This window comes from Arthrobacter sp. FB24 (genome assembly GCF_000196235.1).
Taxonomy (GTDB): Bacteria; Actinomycetota; Actinomycetes; order Actinomycetales; family Micrococcaceae; genus Arthrobacter.
The window spans coordinates 788,169-803,506 of the sequence record NC_008541.1 but is presented as its reverse complement, the minus strand read 5'-3'; the positions used below and the strand labels follow the sequence as shown (position 1 = coordinate 803,506).

6 protein-coding genes and 3 rRNA genes are annotated in these 15,338 nt (G+C 61.4%); 2 read left to right on the top strand and 7 right to left on the bottom strand.

Features of this window, described 5'->3' with window-relative positions:
* Positions 1-51: 51 nt before the first annotated feature.
* Positions 52-1,350 (bottom strand): sugar ABC transporter substrate-binding protein, encoded by a 1,299-nt coding sequence (locus tag ARTH_RS03820; RefSeq protein WP_011690610.1) that lies wholly within the window; start codon positions 1,348-1,350, stop codon positions 52-54.
* A gap of 304 nt (positions 1,351-1,654) precedes the next feature.
* On the opposite strand from ARTH_RS03820, the gene ARTH_RS03815 reads away from it, so the two are divergent.
* Together ARTH_RS03815 and ARTH_RS03810 are read left to right on the top strand one after the other, a co-directional pair.
* Entirely contained in the window at positions 1,655-3,391 is a 1,737-nt protein-coding gene (locus ARTH_RS03815; protein WP_156810609.1) for a glycoside hydrolase family 13 protein, read from the top strand.
* A 47-nt stretch (positions 3,392-3,438) separates the two neighbouring features.
* Positions 3,439-4,467 (top strand): LacI family DNA-binding transcriptional regulator, encoded by a 1,029-nt coding sequence (locus ARTH_RS03810; protein ID WP_011690608.1) that lies wholly within the window; start codon positions 3,439-3,441, stop codon positions 4,465-4,467.
* A 21-nt stretch (positions 4,468-4,488) separates the two neighbouring features.
* Here ARTH_RS03810 and ARTH_RS03805 read toward each other — a convergent pair whose 3' ends face one another.
* From ARTH_RS03805 to ARTH_RS03780, 6 genes are all read right to left on the bottom strand, one after another.
* Positions 4,489-5,010, bottom strand: coding sequence for a GNAT family N-acetyltransferase (locus ARTH_RS03805; protein ID WP_011690607.1), 522 nt, complete (start codon positions 5,008-5,010; stop codon positions 4,489-4,491).
* Positions 5,011-5,020: 10 nt separating this feature from the next.
* Positions 5,021-5,512, bottom strand: a complete 492-nt coding sequence (locus ARTH_RS03800; RefSeq protein WP_011690606.1) for an SRPBCC domain-containing protein — start codon at positions 5,510-5,512, stop codon at positions 5,021-5,023.
* 142 nt (positions 5,513-5,654) lie between these two features.
* A 5S ribosomal RNA gene (gene rrf, locus ARTH_RS03795) occupies positions 5,655-5,771 on the bottom strand.
* Positions 5,772-5,990: 219 nt separating this feature from the next.
* Positions 5,991-9,128, bottom strand: a 23S ribosomal RNA gene (locus tag ARTH_RS03790).
* Between the two features lie 518 nt (positions 9,129-9,646).
* Positions 9,647-11,170: ribosomal RNA gene (locus ARTH_RS03785) — 16S ribosomal RNA — on the bottom strand.
* Together the 16S, 23S and 5S rRNA genes form the textbook arrangement of a ribosomal RNA operon.
* A gap of 492 nt (positions 11,171-11,662) precedes the next feature.
* The gene (locus ARTH_RS03780) at positions 11,663-15,337 is read right to left on the bottom strand and encodes a 1,4-alpha-glucan branching enzyme (protein WP_011690605.1); all 3,675 of its coding nucleotides are present in this window, start codon (positions 15,335-15,337) and stop codon (positions 11,663-11,665) included.
* Position 15,338 lies beyond the last annotated feature (1 nt).

Sequence of the window (15,338 nt, the reverse complement as noted above, 5' to 3'; positions counted from 1 at the left end):
GCCCGTGCCGGCCGGGGTGAACCGGCGGGCGGCGGCGGGCGGCGGGCGGCGTCAGCCGGCGATCTTCGCCTTGATGCTGGCAGCCATCTTGGCCCACTCGGCAGCGGGATCGCCCTGGCCCTTGATCAGCGCGAGTTCAGTGGCTCCCCAGTCGGCCCAGACCGCGCTCATTTCCGGAATGGCAGGCATGGGCACGCCGGTGGCGCCGATCTTGCCGAATGCTTCCACCACGGGGTCGCTGGCTGCCTTCTCGAAGGAGGCCTTCAGCGCCGGCGGACGGCCGCCGGCCTTGTACATGGAATCCTGCGCCGCTTCGGAGGTGAGGTAGTTGGTTACGAATTCATTGGTGGCAAGGGCGTTAGCGCTCTTGGCGCTGATGAAGAAACCGTTGACGCCGATAAACGGCTGGGCGGGCTTGTCGCCGGCGGTCGGCAGGGCGTCCACGGCAAACTTGATGCCCTTCTTCTGGACATCCGGAACGTTCCAGGGGCCCGTCAGGAAGTAAGGGGATTCGCCTGCCAGGAACTTCTCCTTGGCGATGTCTCCGGTGATGTTGGAATTGATGATCTTTTCACCTGCGTCGCCCCAGGCCACGAGCTTCTTGGCGAACTCAACACCGGCGGCGTCACCGATGAGGAGCTGTTTGGGATCGTAGCCACCGTCGGCAGCCTGGCCGAAGACCTGCGAACCCATGGAGGCCTGCAGCGGGTAGAGGTGGTAGGGGTCACCCTGCTTGGGGTCCATGCCCACCAGGAACGGGAACTTGGCCTTGCCGTCCGCCACTGCCTTCTTGCCGTTGGCCACTACCTCGTCCAGCGTTGCCGCGCTCTCGGCCACCAGGTCGGTGTTGCGCAGCAACGCGATATTTTCGATGGCGTACGGGACACCATAGACGGAACCGTTGAAGGTCATGGCTTTGATGGACGAATCCTGGAAGGCCGACGACTTGTCCCCGAGTTCGATCGGAGCAATGACGCCGTTCTGGACGAACTTGCCGACCCAGTCATGCGGTCCGACGATCAGGTCCGGGCCCTTGCCCGTGGGTACCTGGGTGATGAAGTCATCGCGGACGGCCGCGAAGTCCTTGACGACGAGCTTGACCTCGATGCCGGTGTCAGCCTGGAACTTGGCGGTGATGTCCTTCAGGGCCGGTGACCGTTCGGCGTCGACCCACATGGTGATGGTGCCTGCACCGGCAGACTTCAGGTCCGGCTTGGCGGTAGCCGTTGCCGGCGCGGTGGCCGATGCGCCGCCGCAGGCGCTGAGCGCCAAGGCTGCCACGACGGAGAGCGCGCCCGCCGTGAAGACGCGGCGGCTGGTCCCGCTCGTGAGGGTGTTCTGCACCTTCATTGGTGTCCCTTTCATAAAAATCCTGCATCCACGCGTCGGCCCCGTGGGCCCTGTGGCATCGTCGGTGATGTGGCTCACAGCTGCAAGCGCTTCCAAAGTACACGGGATGGCCCATGATGAAAAGTCACCCTACTCGGCAGTAGCCTGGCGCGCAAAGCGGGACGACGACTCCGCTCGGCGGGATGATGATGCCTCGGAGCCTGCAATCCAAGGGCCAGGTAGTAGGCCGCCCGCAAGCAATGAGTTTTACGTCACAATTGGAAGCGTTTTCAATTTTAGGATGTTCCGTTCTACGATTACCGGCATGTCCGTTGACTCAATGCTCAAAGCCCCCGCCGTCGCGGCAGGGCCGCTGACCCTGGTCCACACTGCTGATGAAGCTTCCGGCTGGTGGCGGTCCGCCGTCATCTACCAGGTCTATCCGCGCTCCTTTCGGGACCTGAACGGAGACGGCATCGGCGATCTTGCCGGCATAACAGCGGAGCTGCCCCAGTTGGCCCGGCTCGATGTGGATGCCGTCTGGCTGTCGCCGTTCTACCGCTCACCGCAAAAGGACGCCGGCTATGACGTCAGCGACTACTGTGACGTCGATCCGCTGTTCGGCACCCTGGCTGACTTCGACGCCATGATGGTGGAGGCAACCCGCCTGAAGCTGCGGGTGATCGTGGACCTCGTTCCCAATCACTGCTCGGACCAGCACGCCGCTTTCCAGGCTGCCCTCGCCGCCCCCGCCGGCAGTGCGGAACGTGACATGTATATCTTCCGGGACGGCCTGGGAACCTATGGTGAAGAGCCTCCCAACAACTGGCAGTCGCACTTTGGCGGACCCGCCTGGACACGAATCACGGAGCCGGACGGCCGGCCCGGGCAGTGGTACCTCCACCTCTTCGACACCTCCCAGCCCGACTTCAACTGGGACAACCAGGCAGTCCACGATGAGTTCGAGCGGGTGCTGCGTTTCTGGCTGGACCGGGGCGTGTCCGGATTCCGCGTGGATGTGGCCCACGCACTGGTGAAGGCTCCCGGCCTGCCGGAGTGGGGCGGCCGGGCCGACGGCAACAGCTGCGACGGCTACCCCGGCCATGACGCACCCATGTTCGGCCAGCCGGCCCTGCATGACATCTACCGGGCCTGGCGCCGTATCCTGGCCGAGTACGGTCCGGACCGCATCCTGTGTGCCGAAGCCAATGTGGACCCGCTGCCCCGTTTGGCCGACTGGGTCCGCCCGGACGAAATGCACCAGGCGTTCAATTTCCCGTATCTCCATGCGGGCCTGGACGTCCACCGCCTGCGCGGTGTCATCACTGACTCCCTGGTGGCGCTGGACGCCGTCGGCGCGCCAAGCACATGGGTACTGTCCAACCACGACGTCGTCCGCCACGCCACCCGTTTCGGCTACGACGGCCCTGCCCCGCGCGACGGCGACGGGATCGGCACCTTTGACCGGCAGCCCGACCTGGCCCTGGGCAGGACCAGGGCTGCCGCCGCCTCCATGTTCATGCTGGGGCTTCCCGGCGGGGCGTACCTCTACCAGGGTGAAGAACTGGGCCTTCCGGACGGAATCGATATCCCGGACAGCCAGCGCCAGGACCCCACGTTCGCGCGCACCGGCGGAGAGCGGTTGGGCCGCGACGGCTGCCGGGTGCCCCTTCCCTGGCGTGCCGCTGAACTGCACGCCGGCTTCGGCTCGGGACAGGATCCGTGGCTGCCGCAGCCTGCGAGCTTCAGCGAACTGGCGCGCGACGCGCAGGCCGAAGAGCCGACGTCGCATTTGAACCTCTACCGTCGGATGCTGTCCATGCGGAGGGAGCTGGACCTGGGCAGAGGCTCGCTGGCTTGGCTGGAAAGCTGGTGCAGCGATTCGTCCCTGGCCTACGTCAACGGCACCACCCTTGTGGTCATGAACACGGGACGTGAACCGTTGGAACTCCCGGCCGGCCGGGTGCTGCTGCGCAGCTCCGCGGAGTCAGCTGCGACGAACTCGGGCGGTCATCAGCTAGGCTCGGGTGAGACGGCCTGGTTGACCCTTGAGGTTGGGTGACCCGGCAGTCGTTTGGAATTGGCGGTTGAGGACACGGAGAACTGAATATGCCCGGCATCAAGGACGTAGCTGAGCGTGCGGGCCTATCCATCGCCACTGTGTCTCGGGCGCTCAGCGGCAAAGGCAATGTGTCCGCCCGCAGCCGCGAACGCGCGCAGGCGGCAGCAGCCGAGCTCGGTTTCGTCCTGTCGTACCACGCCTCCAGCCTGGCCTCAGGCCGGAACCACAACGTAGGTGTGGTTGTCCCGTCCGTCCACCGCTGGTTCTTCTCCTCGGTGGTGGAAGGGGTTTCGGCCACCTTGCTCGACGCCGGATACGATCTGACCCTGTACAACGTCAGCGAAGGGCCCGACCGCCGGCACAGCGTTTTGAACGATTTCCTGCTGCGGAAACGCGTGGATGCGGTTATCGCGGTGTCACTCGAACTCAGTGAAGCCGAAATACAGCAGCTGCTCGCCATCCACCGCCCGATCGTGGGCATCGGCGGCCCCTTGCCCGGCGCCTCAACGATCAGGATCAACGATCCGGGAATCGCCGAAGCAGCAACCAGCCACCTCATCAGACTGGGACACACCCGGATCGCCCACATGACCGGCGACGCCGCCTACCAGCAGGATTTCCGGCTCCCCGGAACGCGTCAAGGCGGCTTCGAGAAAGCCATGGCGGCCGCTGGGATTGCCGTCCGTCCGGAATGGCAGGTCTCCGCCGACTTCACCATCCAAGGCGCCTACGCGAGTGCCAGGCAACTGCTCGGCGGCGTTTCCGAACGCCCCACGGCGGTGTTCGCGGCGTCGGACGAGATGGCCATCGGAACGATCCTGGCTGCACGGGACTTCGGCCTGCGGGTCCCCTATGACCTGTCCGTCATCGGAATCGACGGCCATGAACTTGGTGAAGTATTCGGTCTCACCACCTTCGACCAGGATGCCCGTGGACAGGGCGCACTGGCGGTCCGGCTCCTACTGGCAGGCCTTGAAGACGCAGCCGACGGCAGCGCAACCGATACGGAGTTCCCCACGAACTTCGTTGTCAGGTCCAGCACCTCCGTACCGCCGTCAGACACTATGCAGCGCTGACTTCTCCGGGAGCGGGTCTGGCTAGGCGGCCGGCGCGCGCGAGTGCAGCTCCCGCTCCATGATGATCTCCTTCTTGCCTGCATCGAGCGCGTAGGCTTCCCGCCGCCCGGTGTCACGGAAGCCGTGGCGCGCGTAGAAAGCCAAGGCGCGGGTATTGTCTTCGTGGACGCCAAGCTGAAGCAGGCCGCACTCCAGTTCACCTGCAGCGGCCTCGACCGACCGGCCGAGCAGCTCGTCCGCCAGACCGCTTCCCCGGTACGGCCCGGCCACATAAACGCTAATGAGCATGGCCTGGCGCGGCCGGTCGGGCTCCTGGGGATGCTTCACGACCACACGCATCAGGGCACAGAATGCGTTGGGCCTTGAACTGTCCTCGGCAACGAACGTCACACTTCCGGGAGCGGTCATCGCAGCGGCACGGCTGCGCCATTGGCCCTCGGTCTGCGCTTGGGCGGACGTCAGGGATTCAACGTAGGCCGTTGGGGTATCGGAGAGCATTTCCAGCCTCACAGCCCGCAAGGAGGCCCACTCTCCCTCAGCCATGCGCCGGACCCTAGCCAACTACACCCCCCATGAACCGGACAAAGCGGGCCAGCACGCCCGGCCAGCCGGCATCGTATTCAGCACGGGTCACGGCAGGGTTTTCGGCGCCCTCCCAGCCGTCGTGGACGAGGCGCAGCTCTGTACCGCCTTCCACTGCCCTAAAAGCCACGCGGAGCTCGGTAGACCACAACGCAGTGGTCCCCGGGTGCCAGCTGGCGTGGAAAGACAGTGGCGGCTGCCAGTCGTCGATCGTTCCCCACACAGCGGTCCGGCCATCGTCCGCGGTTTCCAAAACCAGGTTCTCTTCGAACTCCACGTACGAACCCGTACCGAAGACGCTGTGGTCCTCGAGCGGCCACCAGAGGTGGGTGTGTTCCGTGAACCCAATGAAGGCCTTGGAGACCGGACCGGGTACCACCACAGTGTGCACCACGGCGTCGAGGCCATCAACGGGATCGGGTGCTTCGTCCGCAGGGAACGCGTGGCTGAAGAGGTTATCCATGCTGACCAACTTTACCCGCCGCGGACGCTCTGCCGGTTGTGGCGGGTTGTTGGGGGACGCTCTGCCGGTTCCCGGGGTTTTGGTGGTTAACGTGGGAGAGCCCCGACCAGTTGCCTGGTTGGGGCTCTCGACCTGAATGATGTTCCGGCGGTGACCTACTCTCCCACACCCTCCCGGGTGCAGTACCATCGGCGCTGTGGGTCTTAGCTTCCGGGTTCGGAATGGGACCGGGCGTTTCCCCCACGCTATGACCGCCGTAACCCTTTTACCCGGACCCCCGGTGGGGGTTGGGAAAATTAGTGGTTACAACATGCTCCTGCCGCTCAGGGCAGGTGTGGTGTTGTTATGTTGTTGTGTTTGTTCCTCAAGCAACGGGTTTGTTGTTTGGGAACCACATAGTGGACGCAAGCAGTCTTGTTTTTCTTTGTACCCTTTCCATGGTGTGAACGTCTTTTGAATCCGTTCACGGAAAGGGTGTGTGGTGTAAGTTATCGGCCTATTAGTACCGGTCAGCTTCACGAGTCGTTAGTCCTCGCTTCCACATCCGGCCTATCAACCCAGTGGTCTGGCTGGGGGCCTCTCACACACAAGGTGTATGGAAATCTCATCTCGAAGCGAGCTTCCCGCTTAGATGCTTTCAGCGGTTATCCCATCCGAACGTAGCTAATCAGCGGTGCACTTGGCAGTACAACTGACACACCAGAGGTTCGTCCGTCCCGGTCCTCTCGTACTAAGGACAGCCCTTCTCAAATTTCCTGCGCGCGCAGCGGATAGGGACCGAACTGTCTCACGACGTTCTAAACCCAGCTCGCGTACCGCTTTAATGGGCGAACAGCCCAACCCTTGGGACCTACTCCAGCCCCAGGATGCGACGAGCCGACATCGAGGTGCCAAACCATGCCGTCGATATGGACTCTTGGGCAAGATCAGCCTGTTATCCCCGAGGTACCTTTTATCCGTTGAGCGACGGCCATTCCACAATGTACCGCCGGATCACTAGTCCCGACTTTCGTCCCTGCTCGAGATGTCTCTCTCACAGTCAAGCTCCCTTGTGCACTTACACTCGACACCTGATTGCCAACCAGGCTGAGGGAACCTTTGGGCGCCTCCGTTACTTTTTAGGAGGCAACCGCCCCAGTTAAACTACCCATCAGGCACTGTCCCTGACCCGGATTACGGGCCGAAGTTAGATGTCCAAAGTGACCAGAGTGGTATTTCAACGATGACTCCACCCGAACTGGCGTCCGGGCTTCAACGTCTCCCACCTATCCTACACAAGCCACTCCGAACACCAATACCAAACTATAGTAAAGGTCTCGGGGTCTTTCCGTCCTGCTGCGCGTAACGAGCATCTTTACTCGTACTGCAATTTCGCCGAGTTTATGGTTGAGACAGCGGGGAAGTCGTTACTCCATTCGTGCAGGTCGGAACTTACCCGACAAGGAATTTCGCTACCTTAGGATGGTTATAGTTACCACCGCCGTTTACTGGGGCTTAAATTCTCAGCTTCGCCTTGCGGCTAACCGGTCCTCTTAACCTTCCAGCACCGGGCAGGAGTCAGTCCGTATACATCGTCTTGCGACTTCGCACGGACCTGTGTTTTTAGTAAACAGTCGCTTCCCCCTGGTCTCTGCGGCCCCGATCCCCTCCGGACAGCAAGTGTCCATCAAGGTTGGGGCCCCCCTTCTCCCGAAGTTACGGGGGCATTTTGCCGAGTTCCTTAACCATAATTCTCTCGATCGCCTTAGTATTCTCTACCTGATCACCTGTGTCGGTTTGGGGTACGGGCGGCTAAAACCTCGCGTCGATGCTTTTCTAGGCAGCATAGGATCACCGAATCCCCCCCTAAAGGGGTCCCGTCAGGTCTCAGGCATCATGAACGGCGGATTTGCCTACCGTTCGCCCTACATCCTTGGACCGGGACAACCATCGCCCGGCTCGGCTACCTTCCTGCGTCACACCTGTTAATACGCTTACCTCCCAGGATCAGGTCCCGCGCTCCACCAAAACCCTCACACCACAAGGGTGATCGGGCAGGTCTCGGGCGGTTAGTATCCCCTGTTCAGCATGGGCGGTTTTTCGCCGGTACGGGAATATCAACCCGTTGTCCATCGACTACGCCTGTCGGCCTCGCCTTAGGTCCCGACTTACCCAGGGCAGATTAGCTTGACCCTGGAACCCTTGATCATTCGGCGGACGGGTTTCTCACCCGTCTTTCGCTACTCATGCCTGCATTCTCACTCGTGTAGGCTCCACCGCTGGTTTACACCGCGACTTCACTGCCCACACGACGCTCCCCTACCCATCCACACTCCTGAACCAACCCCACAAAGGAGGCGGCTTGGATAAAATGTGAATGCCACAACTTCGGCGGTGTACTTGAGCCCCGCTACATTGTCGGCGCGGAATCACTTGACCAGTGAGCTATTACGCACTCTTTTAAGGATGGCTGCTTCTAAGCCAACCTCCTGGTTGTCTTCGCAACTCCACATCCTTTCCCACTTAGCACACGCTTAGGGGCCTTAGTTGGTGGTCTGGGCTGTTTCCCTCTCGACTATGAAGCTTATCCCCCACAGTCTCACTGCTGCGCTCTCACTTACCGGCATTCGGAGTTTGGCTGACGTCAGTAACCTTGTAGGGCCCATTAGCCATCCAGTAGCTCTACCTCCGGTAAGAAACACGCAACGCTGCACCTAAATGCATTTCGGGGAGAACCAGCTATCACGAAGTTTGATTGGCCTTTCACCCCTACCCACAGCTCATCCCCTCCATTTTCAACTGAAGTGGGTTCGGTCCTCCACGACGTCTTACCGTCGCTTCAACCTGGCCATGGGTAGATCACTTCGCTTCGGGTCTAGATCACGCCACTGCAACGCCCTATTCAGACTCGCTTTCGCTACGGCTTCCCCACACGGGTTAACCTCGCGACGTAACACTAACTCGCAGGCTCATTCTTCAAAAGGCACGCCGTCACCAGAATCAGACTGGCTCCGACGGATTGTAAGCACACGGTTTCAGGTACTGTTTCACTCCCCTCCCGGGGTACTTTTCACCTTTCCCTCACGGTACTGGTCCGCTATCGGTCATTAGGGAGTATTTAGGCTTATCAGGTGGTCCTGACAGATTCACACGGGATTTCTCGGGCCCCGTGCTACTTGGGATACTCTCCAGGCGGTACACAACATTACGGTTACGGGGCTCACACCCTCTCTGGCCGGCCTTTCAAGACCGTTCACCTATGCCTGCACATCACACCTCACCAGTCCGGCAGAACTGATACGGAAAGTCCCACAACCCCGACCATGCAACGCCCGCCGGCTATCACACATGGAACGGTTTAGCCTGATCCGCGTTCGCTCGCCACTACTAACGGAATCACTATTGTTTTCTCTTCCTGCGGGTACTGAGATGTTTCACTTCCCCGCGTTCCCTCCACGCACCCTATGTGTTCAGATGCGGGTCACCAGGCAACTCGCGTCCCTGGCGGGGTTTCCCCATTCGGACACCCTGGGATCACAGTCCGGTTATCGACTCCCCCAGGCTTATCGCAGATTCCTACGTCCTTCTTCGGCTCCTAATGCCAAGGCATCCACCGTGTGCTCTTAAAAACTTGACCACAAAAGATCAAAAACGCTAATTTTCGAGAGAACCACAGAAACCACCGCTCCATCCCGAAAGACAGAACAACAGATCCAGGTTCATATTCTTGGAAATTGCTTCTTATAAAAGATGCTCGCGTCCACTATGTAGTTCTCAAACAACAACCCCGTACCACACACCCCACACACACAAACATGCATGATCGGTGCAGCCAGGAAACCAGAAACAAACAAACCCACACCACAACCGCATCCCCCGCAAAGGAAACCCGGCCATGCCATGGCCCTGTTGCCTCAGGACCCAACAGTGTGCCAAACACTAAACCGGAACCCCTCCCCCCGAACCCTTCCAGGACACCCTCCACACGTGAAGAACATCCGTACTAAGTCAGGAAAAAGAACCACCGGCCGCTATTTGCTGATATTCCACCCGTGAGCACCCGCCGCAGAACTTACGTCTGCGCAACGGGCGTACTCCTGACAACACCACCACACAGGCATCACGCCCGGCAGGGTTGTTGTAGGTGCTCCTTAGAAAGGAGGTGATCCAGCCGCACCTTCCGGTACGGCTACCTTGTTACGACTTAGTCCCAATCGCCAGTCCCACCTTCGACAGCTCCCTCCCACAAGGGGTTAGGCCACCGGCTTCGGGTGTTACCAACTTTCGTGACTTGACGGGCGGTGTGTACAAGGCCCGGGAACGTATTCACCGCAGCGTTGCTGATCTGCGATTACTAGCGACTCCGACTTCATGGGGTCGAGTTGCAGACCCCAATCCGAACTGAGACCGGCTTTTTGGGATTAGCTCCACCTCACAGTATCGCAACCCTTTGTACCGGCCATTGTAGCATGCGTGAAGCCCAAGACATAAGGGGCATGATGATTTGACGTCGTCCCCACCTTCCTCCGAGTTGACCCCGGCAGTCTCCCATGAGTCCCCGCCATTACGCGCTGGCAACATGGAACGAGGGTTGCGCTCGTTGCGGGACTTAACCCAACATCTCACGACACGAGCTGACGACAACCATGCACCACCTGTGAACCGGCCCCAAAGGGGAAGGACTGTTTCCAGCCCGGTCCGGCCCATGTCAAGCCTTGGTAAGGTTCTTCGCGTTGCATCGAATTAATCCGCATGCTCCGCCGCTTGTGCGGGCCCCCGTCAATTCCTTTGAGTTTTAGCCTTGCGGCCGTACTCCCCAGGCGGGGCACTTAATGCGTTAGCTACGGCGCGGAAAACGTGGAATGTCCCCCACACCTAGTGCCCAACGTTTACGGCATGGACTACCAGGGTATCTAATCCTGTTCGCTCCCCATGCTTTCGCTCCTCAGCGTCAGTTAATGCCCAGAGACCTGCCTTCGCCATCGGTGTTCCTCCTGATATCTGCGCATTTCACCGCTACACCAGGAATTCCAGTCTCCCCTACATCACTCTAGTCTGCCCGTACCCACCGCAGATCCGGAGTTGAGCCCCGGACTTTCACGGCAGACGCGACAAACCGCCTACGAGCTCTTTACGCCCAATAATTCCGGATAACGCTTGCGCCCTACGTATTACCGCGGCTGCTGGCACGTAGTTAGCCGGCGCTTCTTCTGCAGGTACCGTCACTTTCGCTTCTTCCCTACTGAAAGAGGTTTACAACCCGAAGGCCGTCATCCCTCACGCGGCGTCGCTGCATCAGGCTTTCGCCCATTGTGCAATATTCCCCACTGCTGCCTCCCGTAGGAGTCTGGGCCGTGTCTCAGTCCCAGTGTGGCCGGTCACCCTCTCAGGCCGGCTACCCGTCGTCGCCTTGGTGAGCCATTACCTCACCAACAAGCTGATAGGCCGCGAGTCCATCCAAAACCACAAAAAGCTTTCCACCCCCCACCATGCGATGAGGAGTCATATCCGGTATTAGACCCAGTTTCCCAGGCTTATCCCAGAGTTAAGGGCAGGTTACTCACGTGTTACTCACCCGTTCGCCACTAATCCCCCAGCAAGCTGGGATCATCGTTCGACTTGCATGTGTTAAGCACGCCGCCAGCGTTCATCCTGAGCCAGGATCAAACTCTCCGTTGAAGTAAAACAAAAACAGACACAACCACCACCCCCGGGAAAACGGAAGAAAGCGGCTGCACAAAATTTGAAACCAGCTGTAAAAACCAGACCACACCACGGGGTGGCGGATCCAGTCAATTCAACCAATCCATAAAATAAATTGGTATCAACAAACTTGGCACACTATTGAGTTCTCAAACAACAGACACACCCGGCACCACCACAACCACACGGTCAAGGATCGCTCCGGAGCAACTTTTCTAACTTACTCGCTTGCTTCACCCGAGTCAAATCGGCCATTCCGACTCACTTTGCCTGCGGCAAATCTGTGTTGTCTTCACTGGCCAACTCCGGGGAGCAGCGCGGAAATAAACTCTACCACCACTTGGGCGAGGATACAAAGCCGCCCCGGACGAGGCCCACAAAAGCCCGGGATCCCAAGGATCCCGGGCTTTTGAAGTGTTTCCCACCCCGCCCTGCTTAGCGGCGGATGGTGCGGTCAGAGCTGGCCGGTCAGCCGGCCGTCTTGAAGAACGCGGCACCGAGCGGAGGCAGCGTAACGGTCAGCGTCGCCGGCTGTCCGTCCTGTCCCTCGGTGGTGGCAGTGAGTGCGCCTTGGTTCAGCACACCCGAACCGCCGTAGCTGGAGTGGTCCGTGTTGAGGACCTCCTGCCAAGCTCCGGCCGCAGGCACGCCCAGGGTGTAGCCCTGGTGCGGGCTGCCGGAAAAGTTGATCGCGCACACCAGCGGATTGCCATCGGTGTCCCACCGGATAAACGACAGGACGTTGCGGTCAGCGTCTCCACCGTTGATCCACTGGAAACCACCCGGTTCGTTGTCCCGTTCGTAAAGTGCCGGAGTCGATGAGTACAGCTCGTTCAGGTCCTTGGTGAGCAGCTGGATGCCGCGGTGCGCGGGGATGTCCGCCAGATACCAGTCGAGGCCGTGCTGTTCGGACCATTCCGCTTCCTGGCCGAATTCAGTGCCCATGAAGATCAGCTGCTTACCGGGATGGGCCCACTGGTACGCCAGGAACGCACGGAGGTTGGCCAGCTGCTGCCAGCGGTCGCCGGGCATTTTCCGGAGCATGGAGCCTTTGCCGTGCACTACTTCGTCGTGGCTGATGGGCAGCAGGAAGTTTTCCGTGAAAGCGTAAACCAGCGAGAAGGTCACCGTTCCGTGGTGCCACTTGCGGTTGATCGGATCTTCGGATGCGTACTTGAGCGAGTCGTGCATCCAGCCCATGTTCCATTTGAGCCCGAAGCCCAGGCCGCCGACGCTGGTCGGGGCGGTCACGCCGGGGAATGCCGTGGACTCCTCCGCAATCATCACAGCGCCCGGGTGGGTCTTGTAGACCGTTGCGTTCGCTTCCTGCAAGAAGGAGATGGCCTCAAGGTTCTCGCGGCCGCCGTACCTGTTGGGCTGCCACTGGCCTTCCTCGCGTGAGTAGTCGAGGTACAGCATCGATGCCACGGCATCCACCCGGAGGCCGTCGATGTGGAACTCGTCCAGCCAGTAAAGCGCGTTGGACACCAGGAAGTTGCGGACTTCCGTCCGGCCGAAGTCGAAAATCAGCGTGCCCCAGTCCGGGTGCTCGCCAAGGTTGGGGTCGGCGTGCTCGTATAGCGGCTCGCCGTCGAACTGGGCCAGGGCCCAGGCGTCCTTGGGGAAGTGGGCCGGCACCCAGTCAAGAAGGACGCCGATTCCTTCCTGGTGCAGGGCATCCACGAGGAACCTGAATTCGTCGGGGTGGCCGAACCTGGACGTGGGCGCGAAGTACGATGTCACCTGGTAGCCCCACGAGCCGCCGAAGGGGTGCTCCGCCACCGGCATGAACTCCACATGGGTGAATCCGAGCCACTTGACGTACTCCACCAGTTCCTTGGCCAGCTCCCGGTACCCCAGCCCAAGTCGCCAGGATCCGAGGTGGACCTCGTACACGCTCATGGGCGAATTGTGCGGGTCCCGCTCAGCGCGGGCCGCCATCCATTCCTCGTCCTTGAAGGCGTATGCGGACTCAACGACGCGCGACGCCGTAAGCGGCGGGACCTCGGTTCCGAACGCCAGGGGGTCGGCCTTTTCCACCCAGTGGCCGGCTTTGGTCTTGATTTCAAACTTGTAGCACGCCCCTGCTAAAACGCCCGGGATGAAGAGTTCCCAGACGCCGGATGAGCCCAGGGAGCGCATCGAGTTTTCCCGGCCGTCCCAGGCGTTGAAGTCACCTTTGACCCTGACAGCCTGTGCATTCGGCGCCCACACCGCGAACGAGACACCGTCCACGTCGCCGAGCGAAGACTTGTAGTGCTGGACGTGCGCGCCCAGGACTTCCCACAGTTTCTCGTGGCGGCCCTCACCGATAAGGTGCAGGTCCACTTCACCGACCGTGGGCAGGTAATGGTACGGATCGTCCGTAGCCTGCGGAGGCACGCCCTCGTAGGTTACTTCCAGCCGGTAGTCGGGGACGTGGCCCGGCTGGAGGGGTTCGAGCACGGCAGCCCAGACACCGTCGGCCTCGTGCGTCATGGGTACCGAACCGGCGGCGGTCACCACGGACACGGCGGCTGCAAGGTGCTTCACGGTGCGGACGGTGACATGACCGTGGTCGTCAAGGTGCGCGCCCAGCACGGAGTGCGGGGCGTGGTATTCGCCTGACGCCACCTTTGCAAGCGTGTCCGGGTCCACCTGGAGGGGCGCACCGGGCCGGTCTGTACGTGCTGAGCCTGTCATTTTGTTACCTTCCGCTGCGGCTACGGCTGAAGCGCCGGAACCTGTACTGCTGAGGAGACGTCGTGAGGCATTCACCGGAATGTCCAGCCATCCGGGCCTGTTCCGCAACTCATAAACAACTTCATACAACGCCTTGTCCAGCCACAATGCCACAAACAGGGGCGAGCCGCGGTCAATGGTCCCGGGCGTAATTTCGCCGTACCCCGCCAGGAACGCCTCGGCGCAGGCGTCCACCCACGAACCGGGTACGTGCACGCCTTCCCGCTCGCGTTCGGCGGCACCGGCGGCGTAGTCGAAGGACCGCAACATGCCGACGACGTCGCGCAGCGGCACGTCCGGAAAGTTGCGTTCCGCGATGGGCCTCAGCGGCTCGCCTTCGAAGTCCAGGATGGCCCAGCGTTCCGGCTCTCCCTGGTGCCCCGGCACCTGCAGGATCTGCCCCAGGTGGAGGTCGCCGTGGATCCGCTGCAGCGCCCCGGCGTTGCTGCCTTCCAGCTGGGTGAGCAGGCCGGCAAGTGCATCGTCGTAATGCCCGACGGCGGGACCGGCTTCCGCCCACGACTGGCGTACGCGCTGGGCTACCCCGGGAGCTATGTCCTTTCCCGGCGCGGATTCCGCGGCCAGGCCCAGCGCCTCGGCCAGGCGTCGGTGCACTGTTGCGGTTGCTACGCCCAGGGCATGGGCTTCGGACGTGAAGTCAGTGCCGGAACTTGCGGCATCAACGGCCAGCCGCCAGGCGTCGCGGCCGCCGGCCAGGAACTCATGGGCGACGGCAAGTTCGCCTTTGACGGTCCGCGGCGTGTCCCCGGCGGCGTCCAGCGGAGCTTGCCACTCCCCCGTGACCCAGCCGAGAGTGGCAGGCACTTCCGATGTCCTGGCCTGCGTGAGGGCAGCACCGATTTCCACTTCCGGGTTCCGTCCTTCGGACAGCACACGGAAGAATTTGACGATTGCCGCGGAGCCGCCGTCGTCCACTATCACCGAACTGTTTGACTGCTCACCGGAGAGGACCTTCACGGTCCCGGTGGCGGTGGGCAGCCGGTAGTCGGAGGGCACGAGGTGGCCAACGGCCTTTCCTTCCGGCGAGGTGCCGCCGCTTCGCATCAGTTCCAGCCACGCCGAGACAAACACGGGGTCGTGGACGGCATCGTAAATCCAGCGCCGTTCATGGGTGGCGTCGCCGCCCTCGCCGACCAGCGCCGCCTCCTTGCCTTTCAGGGGCTCAACGCGATAGCTGAGCGGGACCTGCACAACATCGGTGCGGCTGCCGCCGTCGGCCGTGGAGTAGGTGACCGCCGCGAGGAACACTTCAAGGCCCACCTCGCCGCTGCCGTCGTCCAGGCGCACCCCGCCGACGGGTGACAACGTGAAGTCACCCGTCTTGACGGGGAACCAGCGCTGGCGCGGTAGCCAGCCGCGGAGCAGTTCGACGAGCGAGGGATCGAGTGTGGATTGGGTCATT

Excerpts from the sequence above, each read along its gene's own strand:
- ARTH_RS03820 (WP_011690610.1), bottom strand. The coding sequence starts at position 1,350 with ATGAAGGTGCAGAACACCCTCACGAGCGGGACCAGCCGCCGCGTCTTC.
- ARTH_RS03815 (WP_156810609.1), top strand. The coding sequence starts at position 1,655 with ATGTCCGTTGACTCAATGCTCAAAGCCCCCGCCGTCGCGGCAGGGCCG.
- ARTH_RS03810 (WP_011690608.1), top strand. The coding sequence starts at position 3,439 with ATGCCCGGCATCAAGGACGTAGCTGAGCGTGCGGGCCTATCCATCGCC.
- ARTH_RS03805 (WP_011690607.1), bottom strand. The coding sequence starts at position 5,010 with ATGGCTGAGGGAGAGTGGGCCTCCTTGCGGGCTGTGAGGCTGGAAATG.
- ARTH_RS03800 (WP_011690606.1), bottom strand. The coding sequence starts at position 5,512 with ATGGATAACCTCTTCAGCCACGCGTTCCCTGCGGACGAAGCACCCGAT.
- ARTH_RS03780 (WP_011690605.1), bottom strand. The coding sequence starts at position 15,337 with ATGACCCAATCCACACTCGATCCCTCGCTCGTCGAACTGCTCCGCGGC.